Raw genomic sequence first — 12,590 nt, forward strand, 5'->3', positions numbered from 1 at the left:
TCTTTTCGGCCACTTGATTGACCGCTTGGATTTTGAATTCTTCGGGATAACGTGGGTTGCTCATGGCACCTCCTAATTGGCCTCAGTTTAAGGCAAAGAGGTGTCTACGAAACCCGAGGCGATTCAGAGGACGTAAACGGAGGGCTCAAATAAAGGCGCACCAGAGGCCAGTGCTATCAGCACAGGCAAGCGCTCCCCAGAGCTCAAGACAATCATCTTTATCGCATACGGATTCAGAGTCATTTGTTTACACCCTTGAGAGGTAAACACTTAACAAATGTAGCTCTTAATCCGCAAAAATCTGTAACCAATAAAAAAGCGAAGCCAAATCAATGGCTTCGCTTCTAATGTTTACGGTTCTGAAAAAGCTGCGGTTCAGAACGGGATATCGTCATCAAAGCTGTCGAAATCCGGCGCTGGCTGCGGCGCGGCCTGCTGTGGCGCTGGACGCGACTCACGCTGTGGCTGCTGGCTTGGCTGCGGACGCGACTGCTGTGGACGCGGTGCCGAGTTGGACATGCCGCCCTGGCCCTGTTGGTCGCCCTGTGGACGGCCGCCCAGCAGTTGCATGGTGCCTTGCATGTCGACCACGATTTCGGTGGTGTAACGCTTGATGCCGTCTTTTTCCCACTCGCGGGTCTGCAGCTTGCCTTCGATGTACACCTGCGAACCTTTGCGCAGGTACTCACCGGCGATCTCTGCGACCTTGCCGAACATCGACACACGGTGCCATTCGGTTTTCTCGACCTTCTGGCCGGTCTGCTTGTCGGTCCACTGTTCGCTGGTCGCCAGACTCAGGTTGGTCACGGCGTTACCGTTAGGCAAGTAGCGAACTTCGGGATCCTGGCCGCATGTACCGACCAATATGACTTTGTTAACCCCACGGGCCATAACGTTCTCCTAGGCTGGGCGCGCTGTCGGCACTGGGTTGACCAGTTGCTCGAGCGTCGCGCGATCCAATAATTCGGTGTCCAATTTGATGTAGATGGCGGCTTCTTCAGCGACAACCACGGCATCGGTAACCCCTGTAACGGCCTTAAGGCGCTCGACCAGACCGGCTTCGCGGATCGCTTCAGGCGATAACGGCAAACGCAGACTCGTCACATAGGGAGGTTCGCGCATGGTAACAGCAAAGGCTAGCCAGAGGGCAGCCAGACCTGCGCATCCAAGAAATACAACCGACAAACCGCCATGCTGGAACATCCAGCCACCCATGATGCCGCCCAGTGCAGAACCCAGAAACTGGCTGGTGGAATACACACCCATCGCCGTCCCTTTGCCGCCGGCCGGTGAAACTTTGCTGATCAGCGAAGGCAACGAAGCCTCCAGCAGGTTGAACGCGGTGAAAAACACCACCGTGCCGATTACCAGCGCCCGCAGGCTGTCGCCGAACTGCCAGAAGAATAGCTCAGTGAGCATCAGCGTCGCGACGGCGCCGAGCAGGATTCGTTTCATTTTGCGTTTTTTCTCGCCATAGATAATGAACGGGATCATGGCGAAGAACGAAATCAACAAGGCGGTGAGGTACACCCACCAGTGCTGCTCCTTGGGCAGGCCGGCTTTTCCCACCAGCGCCAGGGGCAAGGCGACGAAGCTGCACATCAGCATTGCGTGCAACACGAAGATACCCAAATCCAGGCGCAGCAGGTCCGGGTGCTTGAGCGTTGGCAGCAATGCCTGGCGGGCGACGCCGGACTCGCGGTGCTGCAACGTGCCGGTAGAGCGCGGCACCATAAAGGCCACGATCACGATACCGAACAACGCCATGCCACCAGTGGCCAGGAACAGCCCGTGCAGGCCGAACGCGCGGGTCAGCAAGGGCCCGACCACCATCGCCACGGCAAACGACAGGCCGATGGTCATGCCGATCATGGCCATGGCCTTGGTGCGGTGTTGCTCCCGGGTAAGGTCAGACAGCAACGCCATGACTGCCGCGGAAATCGCACCGGCGCCTTGCAGGATACGCCCGGCAATGACACCCCAGATCGAATCGGACTGCGCGGCGAGCACGCTGCCCAGCGCGAACACGATCAGCCCCAGGTAGATCACCGGACGGCGGCCAATGCGGTCGGAAATGATCCCGAACGGGATCTGGAAAATCGCCTGGGTCAGGCCATAGGCGCCAATCGCCAAGCCGATCAATGCCGGGGTCGCACCTGCGAGATCCATCCCATAGGTCGCCAGCACTGGCAACACCATAAACATGCCCAGCATACGGAAGGCGAACACCAGGGCCAGACCGCTTGCCGCTCGGGTCTCGCCGCTACTCATGCGTTCGCTGTGGGGATCGTGCATGGAAAAACCTCGTGTGAACCGGCGGCGATTCTACCAGTCCCATCGATTGAGAGGGTATATGCGGCGCTTTGCCGCGCAGCTTTCATGTAAGGCTGCAAGCGGCCTTTTGACAGTGTATATTCATCCAGTCTATAGCCGTATACTCCGGCATTATTTACGCCCGCCGTGCGAGGCCATCTTGGACAAGATCCTGATTCGTGGGGCTAGAACCCACAACCTGAAGAACATCGACCTGACCCTGCCCCGGGACAAACTGATCGTCATCACCGGCTTGTCCGGGTCCGGCAAGTCGTCCCTGGCGTTCGACACGCTGTACGCCGAAGGCCAGCGTCGTTATGTGGAATCGCTGTCGGCCTATGCCCGCCAGTTCCTGTCGATGATGGAGAAGCCCGACGTCGACACCATTGAAGGCCTGTCGCCGGCGATCTCCATCGAGCAGAAGTCGACCTCCCATAACCCGCGCTCCACCGTGGGCACCATTACCGAAATCTACGACTACCTGCGCCTGCTGTATGCACGCGTGGGTATTCCGCGTTGCCCGGACCACGACATTCCCCTGGAAGCCCAGACCGTCAGCCAGATGGTCGACCTGGTGCTGGCCCAGCCGGAAGGCGCCAAGCTGATGCTGCTGGCGCCGGTGATCCGTGAGCGCAAGGGCGAACACCTTTCCGTCTTCGAAGAGTTGCGCGCCCAAGGTTTCGTGCGCGCGCGGATCAACGGCAAGCTGTATGAGCTGGACGAAGCGCCGAAGCTCGACAAGCAGAAGAAGCACTCTATTGATGTGGTCGTTGATCGTTTCAAAGTGCGTGCCGATCTGCAGCAGCGCCTGGCGGAATCCTTTGAAACCGCGTTGAAGCTGGCGGACGGCATTGCCCTGGTGGCGCCGATGGATGACGAGCCGGGCGAAGAGATCATCTTCTCCGCGCGCTTTGCCTGCCCGATCTGTGGCCATGCCATCAGCGAGCTGGAACCCAAGCTGTTTTCCTTCAACAACCCAGCCGGCGCCTGCCCGACCTGTGATGGCCTGGGGGTGAAGCAGTTCTTCGACATCAAGCGCCTGGTCAACGGTGACCTGACGCTGGCGGAGGGCGCCATACGCGGCTGGGACAGGCGCAACGTCTATTACTTCCAAATGCTGGGGTCGTTGGCGTCGCACTATAAATTCAGCCTGGAAGTGCCGTTCAACCAACTGCCGGCAGACCAGCAGAAGGTTATCCTCAACGGCAGCGGTTCGCAGAACGTGGACTTCAAGTACCTGAACGACCGTGGCGATATCGTCAAGCGTTCCCACCCGTTCGAAGGCATCGTGCCGAACCTCGAGCGTCGCTACCGTGAGACCGAGTCGGCCAGCGTGCGCGAAGAGTTGGCGAAATTCCTCAGCACCCAGCCCTGCCCGGATTGCCGTGGCACCCGCCTGCGTCGTGAGGCGCGGCATGTATGGGTGGGCGAGAAGACATTGCCAGCAGTGACCAACCTGCCGATCGGCGATGCCTGTGAGTACTTTGGTGTACTCAAGCTGACCGGTCGCCGTGGCGAAATCGCTGACAAGATCCTCAAGGAAATCCGCGAGCGCTTGCAGTTCCTGGTCAACGTTGGCTTGGATTACCTGTCGCTGGATCGCAGTGCCGACACCTTGTCCGGCGGCGAAGCTCAACGCATTCGATTGGCCAGCCAGATTGGTGCTGGCCTTGTGGGTGTGTTGTACATCCTCGATGAACCGTCGATTGGCTTGCACCAGCGCGACAACGACCGCCTGCTAGGCACGTTGAAACATCTGCGGGATATCGGCAACACGGTGATTGTGGTCGAGCACGATGAAGACGCAATCCGCCTGGCGGACTACGTGGTCGACATTGGCCCAGGTGCGGGTGTGCATGGCGGACATATCGTCGCCGAGGGCACGCCTGCCGAAGTCATGGCTCATCCCGATTCGCTGACCGGCAAATACTTGTCCGGTCGTGTGAAGATCGAAGTACCGGCCAAACGTACCCCGCGTAACAAGAAGCTGGCACTGCACCTCAAGGGCGCGCGTGGCAACAACTTGCGCAATGTCGACCTGGAAATTCCGCTAGGTTTGCTGACCTGCGTGACCGGGGTTTCCGGCTCGGGCAAATCGACGCTGATCAACAACACGCTGTTCCCCTTGAGTGCCACCGCGCTGAATGGCGCGACCACCCTGGAAGCCGCGGCCCATGACAGCATCAAAGGCCTGGAGCATCTGGACAAGGTGGTCGATATCGACCAGAGCCCGATTGGCCGTACACCACGCTCCAACCCGGCAACCTACACCGGTTTGTTCACGCCGATTCGCGAGCTGTTTGCGGGTGTTCCGGAATCCCGTTCACGGGGTTACGGGCCGGGCAGGTTCTCGTTCAACGTCAAGGGTGGTCGCTGTGAAGCATGCCAAGGCGATGGCCTGATCAAAGTGGAGATGCACTTTCTCCCGGACATCTACGTGCCGTGCGATGTGTGCAAGAGCAAGCGCTACAACCGCGAGACCTTGGAGATCAAATACAAGGGCAAGAGCATCCACGAAACCCTCGAGATGACCATCGAGGAAGCGCGGGTGTTCTTCGACGCAGTCCCGGCGCTGGCGCGCAAGCTGCAGACGCTGATGGACGTAGGCTTGTCGTACATCAAGCTGGGGCAATCGGCGACCACGCTGTCAGGTGGTGAGGCGCAGCGGGTGAAGCTGTCCCGCGAGCTGTCCAAGCGCGATACCGGCAAGACCCTGTATATCCTCGATGAGCCGACCACCGGCCTGCACTTCGCGGATATCCAGCAGCTGCTGGACGTGTTGCACCGCCTGCGCGACCACGGCAACACGGTGGTGGTGATCGAGCACAACCTTGATGTGATCAAGACCGCGGATTGGCTGGTCGACCTGGGGCCGGAAGGCGGCTCCAAGGGCGGCCAGATCATCGCGGTTGGCACGCCGGAGCAGGTCTCCGAAATGCCGCAGTCGCACACCGGTTACTACTTGAAACCCTTGCTGGAACGCGACCGGGCCTGACTTATTCAGGCCCAATGAAAAGCCCCTGTCACTTTACGGTGACAGGGGCTTTTTCGTAGCCGGGAATCAGAACTGCGATTGCAGGTAATTCTCCAGGCCGATCAACTTGATCAGGCCCAACTGCTTTTCAAGCCAGTAGGTGTGATCTTCTTCGGTGTCGTTCAACTGCACCCGCAGGATTTCACGGGTGACGAAGTCGCTGTGCTGCTCACAGAGCTCGATGCCCTTGCAGAGCGCGGCACGGACCTTGTACTCAAGACGCAGGTCGGCGGCGAGCATGTCAGGTACCGTGGTGCCCACATCCAGGTCATCGGGACGCATGCGCGGCGTGCCTTCGAGCATGAGGATACGGCGCATCAGTGCGTCGGCGTGCTGTGCCTCTTCTTCCATCTCGTGGTTGATACGCTCATAGAGCTCGGTAAAGCCCCAGTCTTCGTACATGCGCGAGTGGATGAAATATTGGTCACGAGCAGCCAGTTCGCCCGTCAGCAACGTGTTGAGGTAATCGATTACGTCGGGGTGACCTTGCATCGCCCTACATCTCCCTGCTTGAAAGTCTGTAGTTTGAACCATGATGACTCGAAGGTCACGGGACCAACGGCAGAAAAGTGAAGATTTCCGGAGAAAAGTAGCTGAAATAACGCAAAAACCGCCCAAATGAGGGCGGTTCTGCTTATCGTTTAGAGTTAGTTAAGCGATACACCCAGTGCCTTTGCGATTGCTTCTCCATAAGCAGGATCTGCCTTGTAGAAGTGCTGCAACTGACGCTGGACGACATCACTGGAAACCCCACCCATCGCACCGGCGATGTTACTGGTGAGCAACGCTTTCTGCTCATCGTTCATCAGGCGGAACAGCGCACCGGCGTGGCTGTAGTAATCAGTGTCTTCTCGGTGATCGTAACGATCAGCCGCACCGCTCAAGGCCAAAGCAGGCTCAGCGTACTGCGGTGCCTGTTTCGGTGCATCCGCGTAGCTGTTCGGCTCGTAGTTAGGCGCCGCACCGCCATTGCTGCCAAATGCCATCGAACCATCACGCTGGTAGCTGTTCACCGGGCTACGTGGAGCGTTGACCGGCAGTTGCTGGTGGTTGGTGCCAACACGGTAGCGGTGAGCATCGGCATATGCAAACACGCGGCCTTGCAGCATACGGTCTGGCGACAGACCTACACCTGGAACCATGTTGCTAGGACCGAACGCAGCCTGTTCCACCTCTGCGAAGTAGTTTTGCGGGTTGCGGTTCAGCTCCAACTCGCCGACTTCGATCAACGGGAATTCTTTCTGCGACCAGGTCTTGGTCACGTCGAATGGATTCTCGTAATGAGCGTTGGCCTGGGCCTCGGTCATGATCTGAATGCAGACGCGCCATTTCGGAAAATCACCGCGCTCGATTGCACCAAACAAATCGCGCTGAGCGTAATCAGGATCAGTACCGGCCAGGCGTGCAGCTTCGGCCGGCGCCAGGTTCTTGATGCCCTGCTTGGTCTTGTAGTGCCACTTGACCCAATGACGCTCGCCGGCGGCGTTGATCAGGCTGTAGGTGTGGCTGCCGAAGCCGTGCATGTGACGGTACCCATCGGGGATGCCACGGTCCGAGAACAGAATGGTGACCTGGTGCAGCGCCTCAGGAGAGTGCGACCAGAAGTCCCACATCATTTGCGCACTCTTCAGGTTGCTTTGCGGCAGGCGCTTCTGAGTGTGAATAAAGTCCGGGAACTTCAATGGGTCGCGAATGAAGAACACAGGGGTGTTGTTACCCACGATGTCCCAGTTGCCTTCTTCGGTGTAGAACTTCAGGGCAAAGCCACGTGGATCGCGCTCGGTGTCAGCCGAACCACGCTCACCGCCTACGGTAGAAAACCGCAGGAAGGTCGGGGTTTGCTTGCCGACGGACTCAAACAGCTTGGCGCTGGTGTACTGCGTAATGTCTTGGGTAACGGTGAAGGTGCCATAGGCGCCCGAGCCCTTGGCGTGTACACGGCGCTCAGGAATGTTTTCACGGTTGAAGTGGGCAAGCTTCTCGATCAGATGAAAATCGTCGAGCAGCAGCGGGCCACGCGGGCCGGCGGAGCGGGAATTCTGGTTGTCCGCAACGGGAGCGCCGCTGGCGGTGGTAAGGATTTTATTCTGACTCATGCTCAATTTCCCTCAGGTCGGACTTGGAACTGCCGGCTAATCGGCTTGGAGGAAGTATTGATCATCAATATGACGTCTACAAATTCATTAAATTGTAGGCGTCGATAGAGAATAACTACCAGACTCCCCAGTTTCCATAGTGCCGACAACAACCCGTGGGCGCTTGTACAAATCGCGCTTTTGTTACGCGCACAAAAAACCGGGCACTAGGCCCGGTTCTTCGTTACAGCTTGTCGTCTTACTCGGCGCTTACAGCTTCGCCGGCAGTAGCACGATCAACCAACTCGACGTACGCCATAGGCGCGTTGTCGCCAGTGCGGAAACCGCACTTGAGGATGCGCAGGTAGCCACCCTCACGGGTAGCGTAACGCTTGCCCAGGTCGTTGAAGAGCTTACCAACGATAGCTTTCGAACGAGTACGGTCGAAAGCCAGACGGCGGTTAGCCAGGCTGTCTGTCTTGGCCAAAGTGATCAGCGGCTCAGCAACGCGACGCAGTTCTTTAGCTTTCGGCAGTGTAGTTTTGATCAGCTCGTGCTCGAACAGCGACACCGCCATGTTTTGGAACATGGCCTTGCGGTGCGAGCTGGTACGGCTCAGGTGACGACCACTTTTACGATGACGCATGGTTCATTCCTTACCAAACTCACGTTCGGTGATTACGACGATCAGGCAGTCGCCTTGTCGTCCTTCTTAAGACTTGCAGGCGGCCAGTTGTCGAGGCGCATGCCGAGGGACAGACCGCGGGAGGCCAGAACGTCCTTGATTTCAGTCAAGGATTTCTTGCCCAGGTTCGGAGTCTTCAACAGTTCTACTTCGGTACGCTGAATCAGGTCGCCGATGTAGTAAATGTTTTCCGCCTTAAGGCAGTTAGCCGAACGTACAGTCAGTTCCAGATCGTCAACCGGGCGAAGCAGGATCGGATCGATCTCGTCTTCCTGCTCGATTACCACTGGTTCGCTGTCACCTTTGAGGTCGACGAACGCAGCCAACTGCTGTTGCAGAATGGTTGCAGCGCGGCGAATAGCCTCTTCAGGATCCAGAGTACCGTTGGTTTCCAGATCAATAACCAGCTTGTCCAGGTTAGTACGCTGCTCGACACGGGCGTTTTCCACCACGTATGCGATACGGCGAACCGGGCTGAACGAAGAGTCAAGCTGCAAGCGACCAATGCTGCGGCTTTCGTCTTCATCGCTCTGACGCGAGTCGGCCGGTTCATAACCACGACCACGAGCTACGGTGAGCTTCATGTTCAGGGCGCCGTTAGACGCCAGGTTAGCGATTACGTGATCGGGGTTAACGATCTCGACATCATGATCCAGCTGAATATCGGCAGCGGTAACCACCCCCGAACCCTTCTTCGACAAGGTCAGCGTAACTTCGTCACGGCCGTGCAGCTTGATAGCCAGACCTTTAAGGTTCAACAGGATTTCAATTACGTCTTCCTGTACACCTTCGATGGCGCTGTACTCGTGGAGCACACCGTCAATCTCGGCCTCGACTACTGCACAGCCGGGCATTGAGGACAACAGGATGCGGCGCAGCGCGTTGCCCAGGGTGTGGCCAAAACCACGCTCGAGAGGCTCGAGAGTAATTTTGGCGCGGGTTGGACTGACAACCTGCACATCAATGTGGCGGGGTGTCAGGAACTCATTTACCGAAATCTGCATGGATGCACCTATTTTCTAGCCCTTACTTGGAGTAGAGCTCGACAATCAGGCTTTCGTTGATGTCGGCGGACAGATCACTGCGAGCAGGAACGTTCTTGAAAACGCCCGACTTCTTCTCAGTGTCTACTTCTACCCATTCTACGCGGCCACGTTGGGCACACAGATCGAGAGCTTGGACAATGCGAAGTTGGTTTTTTGCTTTCTCGCGAACTGCGACCACGTCACCAGCACGAACCTGGTAGGACGGAACGTTTACGGTCTGACCGTTAACGCTGATCGACTTGTGCGATACCAGCTGACGGGATTCGGCACGAGTCGAACCAAAGCCCATACGGTATACAACGTTGTCCAGACGGCATTCGAGCAGTTGCAGCAGGTTTTCACCGGTTGCACCTTTTTTGCCAGCAGCTTCTTTGTAGTAGCCACTGAACTGACGCTCGAGAACGCCGTAGATACGACGGACCTTCTGCTTTTCACGCAGTTGGGTGCCGTAATCGGACTGGCGACCGCGGCGTTGGCCGTGGATACCAGGTGCTGCTTCAATGTTGCACTTCGATTCGATCGCGCGCACGCCGCTCTTCAGGAAGAGATCGGTGCCTTCGCGACGAGCGAGTTTGCATTTTGGACCAATGTAACGAGCCATTCTTTACAATCTCCTGGATTACACGCGGCGCTTCTTCGGCGGACGGCACCCGTTGTGCGGGATTGGCGTCACGTCGGTGATGCTGGCGATCTTATAGCCACAGCCGTTCAAAGCACGGACAGCAGACTCACGACCTGGACCTGGACCTTTGACGTTAACGTCGAGGTTTTTCAGGCCATATTCCAGCGCAGCTTGGCCAGCACGTTCAGCAGCTACTTGAGCAGCAAACGGGGTGGACTTGCGGGAACCGCGGAAACCCGAACCACCGGAGGTAGCCCAAGAAAGCGCGTTACCTTGACGGTCGGTGATGGTCACGATGGTGTTGTTAAAAGAAGCATGGATGTGGGCGATGCCATCAACCACTGTCTTTTTAACTTTTTTACGAGGACGAGCAGCAGGTTTTGCCATGATAATTTTCCTGTCGATTCGCTGGGGCGATTACTTGCGGATCGGCTTACGCGGACCTTTACGGGTACGCGCGTTAGTCTTGGTACGCTGACCGCGTACTGGAAGACCACGACGATGACGCAGACCGCGATAGCAACCGAGGTCCATCAAACGCTTGATTTTCATGTTGATTTCACGGCGCAGGTCACCTTCAGTGGTGAACTTCGCCACTTCGCCACGCAGCGATTCAATCTGCTCGTCGCTCAGATCCTTGATCTTAGCGGCTGGGTTTACCCCAGCAACTGCGCAAATTTTCTGCGCAGTAGTGCGACCAACACCATAGATGTAGGTCAGCGAGATAACAGTGTGCTTGTTATCTGGAATGTTAACGCCTGCAATACGGGCCATTCAGTGGGACTCCAATTGACAGCTACCTACGCCCCGGAAGCCAAGAAATAGGGCGCGAGATAATATCGCTGTAATAACAAATAATCAACCCGGCAGCGCACTAGCTGCCGGGCTTCAAGCGGATCACACTCAGCCTTGGCGCTGTTTGTGACGCGGTTCCGCGCTGCAAATTACTCGAACAACACCTTCGCGGCGAATAATCTTGCAGTTACGGCACAGCTTTTTCACCGATGCACGAACTTTCATCACCAACTCCTCGAACCTTATGGGGTACTCAGCGCAACATGCCGCTGCCGTAGCCCTTCAGGTTGGCTTTCTTCATCAGGGATTCGTACTGGTGCGAAACGAGGTGCGATTGTACTTGGGACATGAAGTCCATCACAACCACGACCACGATCAGCAACGAGGTCCCGCCAAGGTAGAACGGAACGTTTGCTGCAACCACCAGGAACTGGGGCAACAAGCACACGGCCGTCATATATAGAGCACCGAACAGGGTCAAACGAGTCAGAACGCCATCAATGTAGCGCGCAGACTGCTCACCTGGACGGATGCCCGGAATAAAGGCACCGGACTTCTTCAGGTTTTCCGCTACGTCTTTCGGATTGAACATCAACGCCGTATAGAAGAAGCAGAAGAAAATAATCCCTGCACTAAACAGCAGAATATTCAACGGCTGACCAGGAGCGATCGACTGAGAGAGGTCCTGCAGCCAGCCCATATTTTCAGACTGACCAAACCAGGTACCCAACGAAGCCGGAAACAGCAAAATGCTGCTCGCGAAAATTGCCGGAATAACACCGGCCATATTCACTTTCAGCGGCAAGTGGCTTGTCTGCGCAGCAAAAACCTTACGGCCCTGCTGACGCTTGGCGTAGTGAACAGCAATACGACGCTGGCCACGCTCAATGAACACCACAAAACCGATAATCGCTACTGCCAGCAAACCGATGGCAACCAAGGCGAAAATATTGATATCACCCTGACGCGCAGACTCGAAAGACTGCCCAATCGCTCTCGGAAGACCGGCGACGATACCTGCGAAAATCAACATCGAGATACCGTTACCAACACCACGCTCAGTAATCTGCTCACCCAGCCACATCATGAACATCGCACCAGCCACAAACGTGGATACCGCGACGAAATGGAAGCCAAAGTCACCAGTGAACGCAACGCCCTGCCCGGCCAGGCCAACGGACATGCCGATAGCTTGAACCAAGGCGAGGACGACAGTGCCGTAGCGGGTGTACTGGCTAATCTTGCGACGGCCAGCTTCACCTTCCTTCTTCAACTGCTCCAGCTGCGGGCTGACGGCGGTCATCAGTTGCATGATGATCGATGCCGAAATGTACGGCATGATCCCCAGTGCAAAGATGCTCATCCGCTCCAGCGCGCCGCCGGAAAACATGTTGAACAAGCTAAGAATGGTCCCCTCATTCTGTCGAAACAGGTCTGCGAGTCGGTCCGGGTTGATACCTGGAACCGGGATGTGTGCGCCTATTCGGTAGACGATAATCGCCAGGAACAGAAAACGCAGACGAGCCCAAAGTTCAGACATACCGCCTTTGCCGAGCGCTGAGAGAGCACCTTGCTTAGCCATTTATTCCTCGAACTTGCCGCCAGCTGCTTCGATAGCCGAACGCGCACCTTTGGTGGCGCCGATTCCCTTGCCGATAGTGACAGCGCGAGTCACTTCACCGGACAGCATGATTTTCACACGCTGTACGTTGACGTTGATCACGTTGGCATCTTTCAGGGTCTGCACAGTAACGATGTCGCCTTCCACTTTAGCCAGCTCGGACAGACGCACTTCTGCGCGGTCCATGGCTTTCAGGGATACGAAACCGAACTTAGGCAGGCGACGATGCAGCGGCTGTTGACCGCCTTCAAAGCCTGGAGCGATGGTGCCACCGGAGCGGGAGGTTTGACCTTTGTGGCCACGGCCACCAGTCTTACCCAAACCGCTACCGATACCACGGCCCGGACGATGCTTTTCGCGACGGGAACCCGGCGCTGGACTCAGATCATTGAGTTTCAT

General features: G+C 56.9%; 13 protein-coding genes and 1 pseudogene. 1 reads left to right on the plus strand and 13 read right to left on the minus strand.

The genetic code is table 11. The features are described from left to right. Positions 1–126: 126 nt before the first annotated feature. The 3 genes and pseudogenes from KHP07_RS29645 to KHP07_RS28810 all read right to left on the minus strand — a co-directional run. A pseudogene (locus KHP07_RS29645) lies at positions 127–243 on the minus strand (site-specific integrase); the annotation flags it as partial. Between the two features lie 132 nt (positions 244–375). Next, positions 376–891, minus strand: coding sequence for a single-stranded DNA-binding protein (locus KHP07_RS28805; RefSeq protein WP_003232445.1), 516 nt, complete (start codon positions 889–891; stop codon positions 376–378). Positions 892–900: 9 nt separating this feature from the next. Next, positions 901–2,295, minus strand: coding sequence for an MFS transporter (locus KHP07_RS28810; RefSeq protein WP_214498477.1), 1,395 nt, complete (start codon positions 2,293–2,295; stop codon positions 901–903). Between the two features lie 178 nt (positions 2,296–2,473). On the opposite strand from KHP07_RS28810, the gene uvrA reads away from it, so the two are divergent. Further along, positions 2,474–5,308: an excinuclease ABC subunit UvrA gene (gene uvrA / locus KHP07_RS28815; protein WP_025857202.1), complete on the plus strand. Its 2,835-nt coding sequence runs from the start codon at positions 2,474–2,476 to the stop codon at positions 5,306–5,308. 66 nt (positions 5,309–5,374) lie between these two features. Here the strand turns inward: uvrA and bfr are convergent, their stop codons facing one another. The 10 genes from bfr to rplO all read right to left on the minus strand — a co-directional run bounded on the left by bfr (position 5,375) and on the right by rplO (position 12,590). Beyond that, positions 5,375–5,839, minus strand: a complete 465-nt coding sequence (gene bfr, locus KHP07_RS28820) for a bacterioferritin (RefSeq protein ID WP_033900044.1) — start codon at positions 5,837–5,839, stop codon at positions 5,375–5,377. A 155-nt stretch (positions 5,840–5,994) separates the two neighbouring features. Then, positions 5,995–7,443, minus strand: coding sequence for a catalase (locus KHP07_RS28825; protein WP_078050398.1), 1,449 nt, complete (start codon positions 7,441–7,443; stop codon positions 5,995–5,997). Positions 7,444–7,681: 238 nt separating this feature from the next. Beyond that, complete coding sequence (gene rplQ, locus KHP07_RS28830; RefSeq protein WP_007918448.1) at positions 7,682–8,068, minus strand: 50S ribosomal protein L17; 387 nt, start codon at positions 8,066–8,068, stop codon at positions 7,682–7,684. A 41-nt stretch (positions 8,069–8,109) separates the two neighbouring features. Beyond that, a complete protein-coding gene (locus KHP07_RS28835; RefSeq protein WP_003176403.1) occupies positions 8,110–9,111 on the minus strand; it encodes a DNA-directed RNA polymerase subunit alpha in 1,002 nt (333 codons plus the stop codon). Positions 9,112–9,133: 22 nt separating this feature from the next. Beyond that, a complete protein-coding gene (rpsD, locus tag KHP07_RS28840) occupies positions 9,134–9,754 on the minus strand; it encodes a 30S ribosomal protein S4 (RefSeq protein ID WP_003176404.1) in 621 nt (206 codons plus the stop codon). An 18-nt stretch (positions 9,755–9,772) separates the two neighbouring features. Further along, the gene (gene rpsK / locus KHP07_RS28845; RefSeq protein ID WP_002555466.1) at positions 9,773–10,162 is read right to left on the minus strand and encodes a 30S ribosomal protein S11; all 390 of its coding nucleotides are present in this window, start codon (positions 10,160–10,162) and stop codon (positions 9,773–9,775) included. A gap of 30 nt (positions 10,163–10,192) precedes the next feature. Then, complete coding sequence (rpsM, locus tag KHP07_RS28850) at positions 10,193–10,549, minus strand: 30S ribosomal protein S13 (protein ID WP_076964124.1); 357 nt, start codon at positions 10,547–10,549, stop codon at positions 10,193–10,195. 129 nt (positions 10,550–10,678) lie between these two features. Beyond that, a complete protein-coding gene (gene rpmJ, locus KHP07_RS28855; RefSeq protein WP_002555468.1) occupies positions 10,679–10,795 on the minus strand; it encodes a 50S ribosomal protein L36 in 117 nt (38 codons plus the stop codon). A gap of 28 nt (positions 10,796–10,823) precedes the next feature. Continuing rightward, the gene (secY, locus tag KHP07_RS28860; protein ID WP_003194637.1) at positions 10,824–12,152 is read right to left on the minus strand and encodes a preprotein translocase subunit SecY; all 1,329 of its coding nucleotides are present in this window, start codon (positions 12,150–12,152) and stop codon (positions 10,824–10,826) included. Continuing rightward, positions 12,153–12,590 (minus strand): 50S ribosomal protein L15, encoded by a 438-nt coding sequence (gene rplO / locus KHP07_RS28865; RefSeq protein ID WP_003176407.1) that lies wholly within the window; start codon positions 12,588–12,590, stop codon positions 12,153–12,155.

The sequence above is a fragment of the Pseudomonas sp. VS40 genome (assembly GCF_018587885.1).
Taxonomy (GTDB): domain Bacteria; phylum Pseudomonadota; class Gammaproteobacteria; order Pseudomonadales; family Pseudomonadaceae; genus Aquipseudomonas; species Aquipseudomonas pergaminensis.

Bases quoted from the DNA above. Each gene is read 5' to 3' on its own strand.
- secY (WP_003194637.1), bottom strand. From the start codon at position 12,152: ATGGCTAAGCAAGGTGCTCTCTCAGCGCTCGGCAAAGGCGGTATGTCT.
- KHP07_RS28825 (WP_078050398.1), bottom strand. From the start codon at position 7,443: ATGAGTCAGAATAAAATCCTTACCACCGCCAGCGGCGCTCCCGTTGCG.
- KHP07_RS28810 (WP_214498477.1), bottom strand. From the start codon at position 2,295: ATGCACGATCCCCACAGCGAACGCATGAGTAGCGGCGAGACCCGAGCG.
- KHP07_RS28805 (WP_003232445.1), bottom strand. From the start codon at position 891: ATGGCCCGTGGGGTTAACAAAGTCATATTGGTCGGTACATGCGGCCAG.
- KHP07_RS28835 (WP_003176403.1), bottom strand. From the start codon at position 9,111: ATGCAGATTTCGGTAAATGAGTTCCTGACACCCCGCCACATTGATGTG.
- rpmJ (WP_002555468.1), bottom strand. From the start codon at position 10,795: ATGAAAGTTCGTGCATCGGTGAAAAAGCTGTGCCGTAACTGCAAGATT.
- rplQ (WP_007918448.1), bottom strand. From the start codon at position 8,068: ATGCGTCATCGTAAAAGTGGTCGTCACCTGAGCCGTACCAGCTCGCAC.
- rplO (WP_003176407.1), bottom strand. From the start codon at position 12,590: ATGAAACTCAATGATCTGAGTCCAGCGCCGGGTTCCCGTCGCGAAAAG.
- rpsD (WP_003176404.1), bottom strand. From the start codon at position 9,754: ATGGCTCGTTACATTGGTCCAAAATGCAAACTCGCTCGTCGCGAAGGC.
- bfr (WP_033900044.1), bottom strand. From the start codon at position 5,839: ATGCAAGGTCACCCCGACGTAATCGATTACCTCAACACGTTGCTGACG.
- rpsM (WP_076964124.1), bottom strand. From the start codon at position 10,549: ATGGCCCGTATTGCAGGCGTTAACATTCCAGATAACAAGCACACTGTT.
- rpsK (WP_002555466.1), bottom strand. From the start codon at position 10,162: ATGGCAAAACCTGCTGCTCGTCCTCGTAAAAAAGTTAAAAAGACAGTG.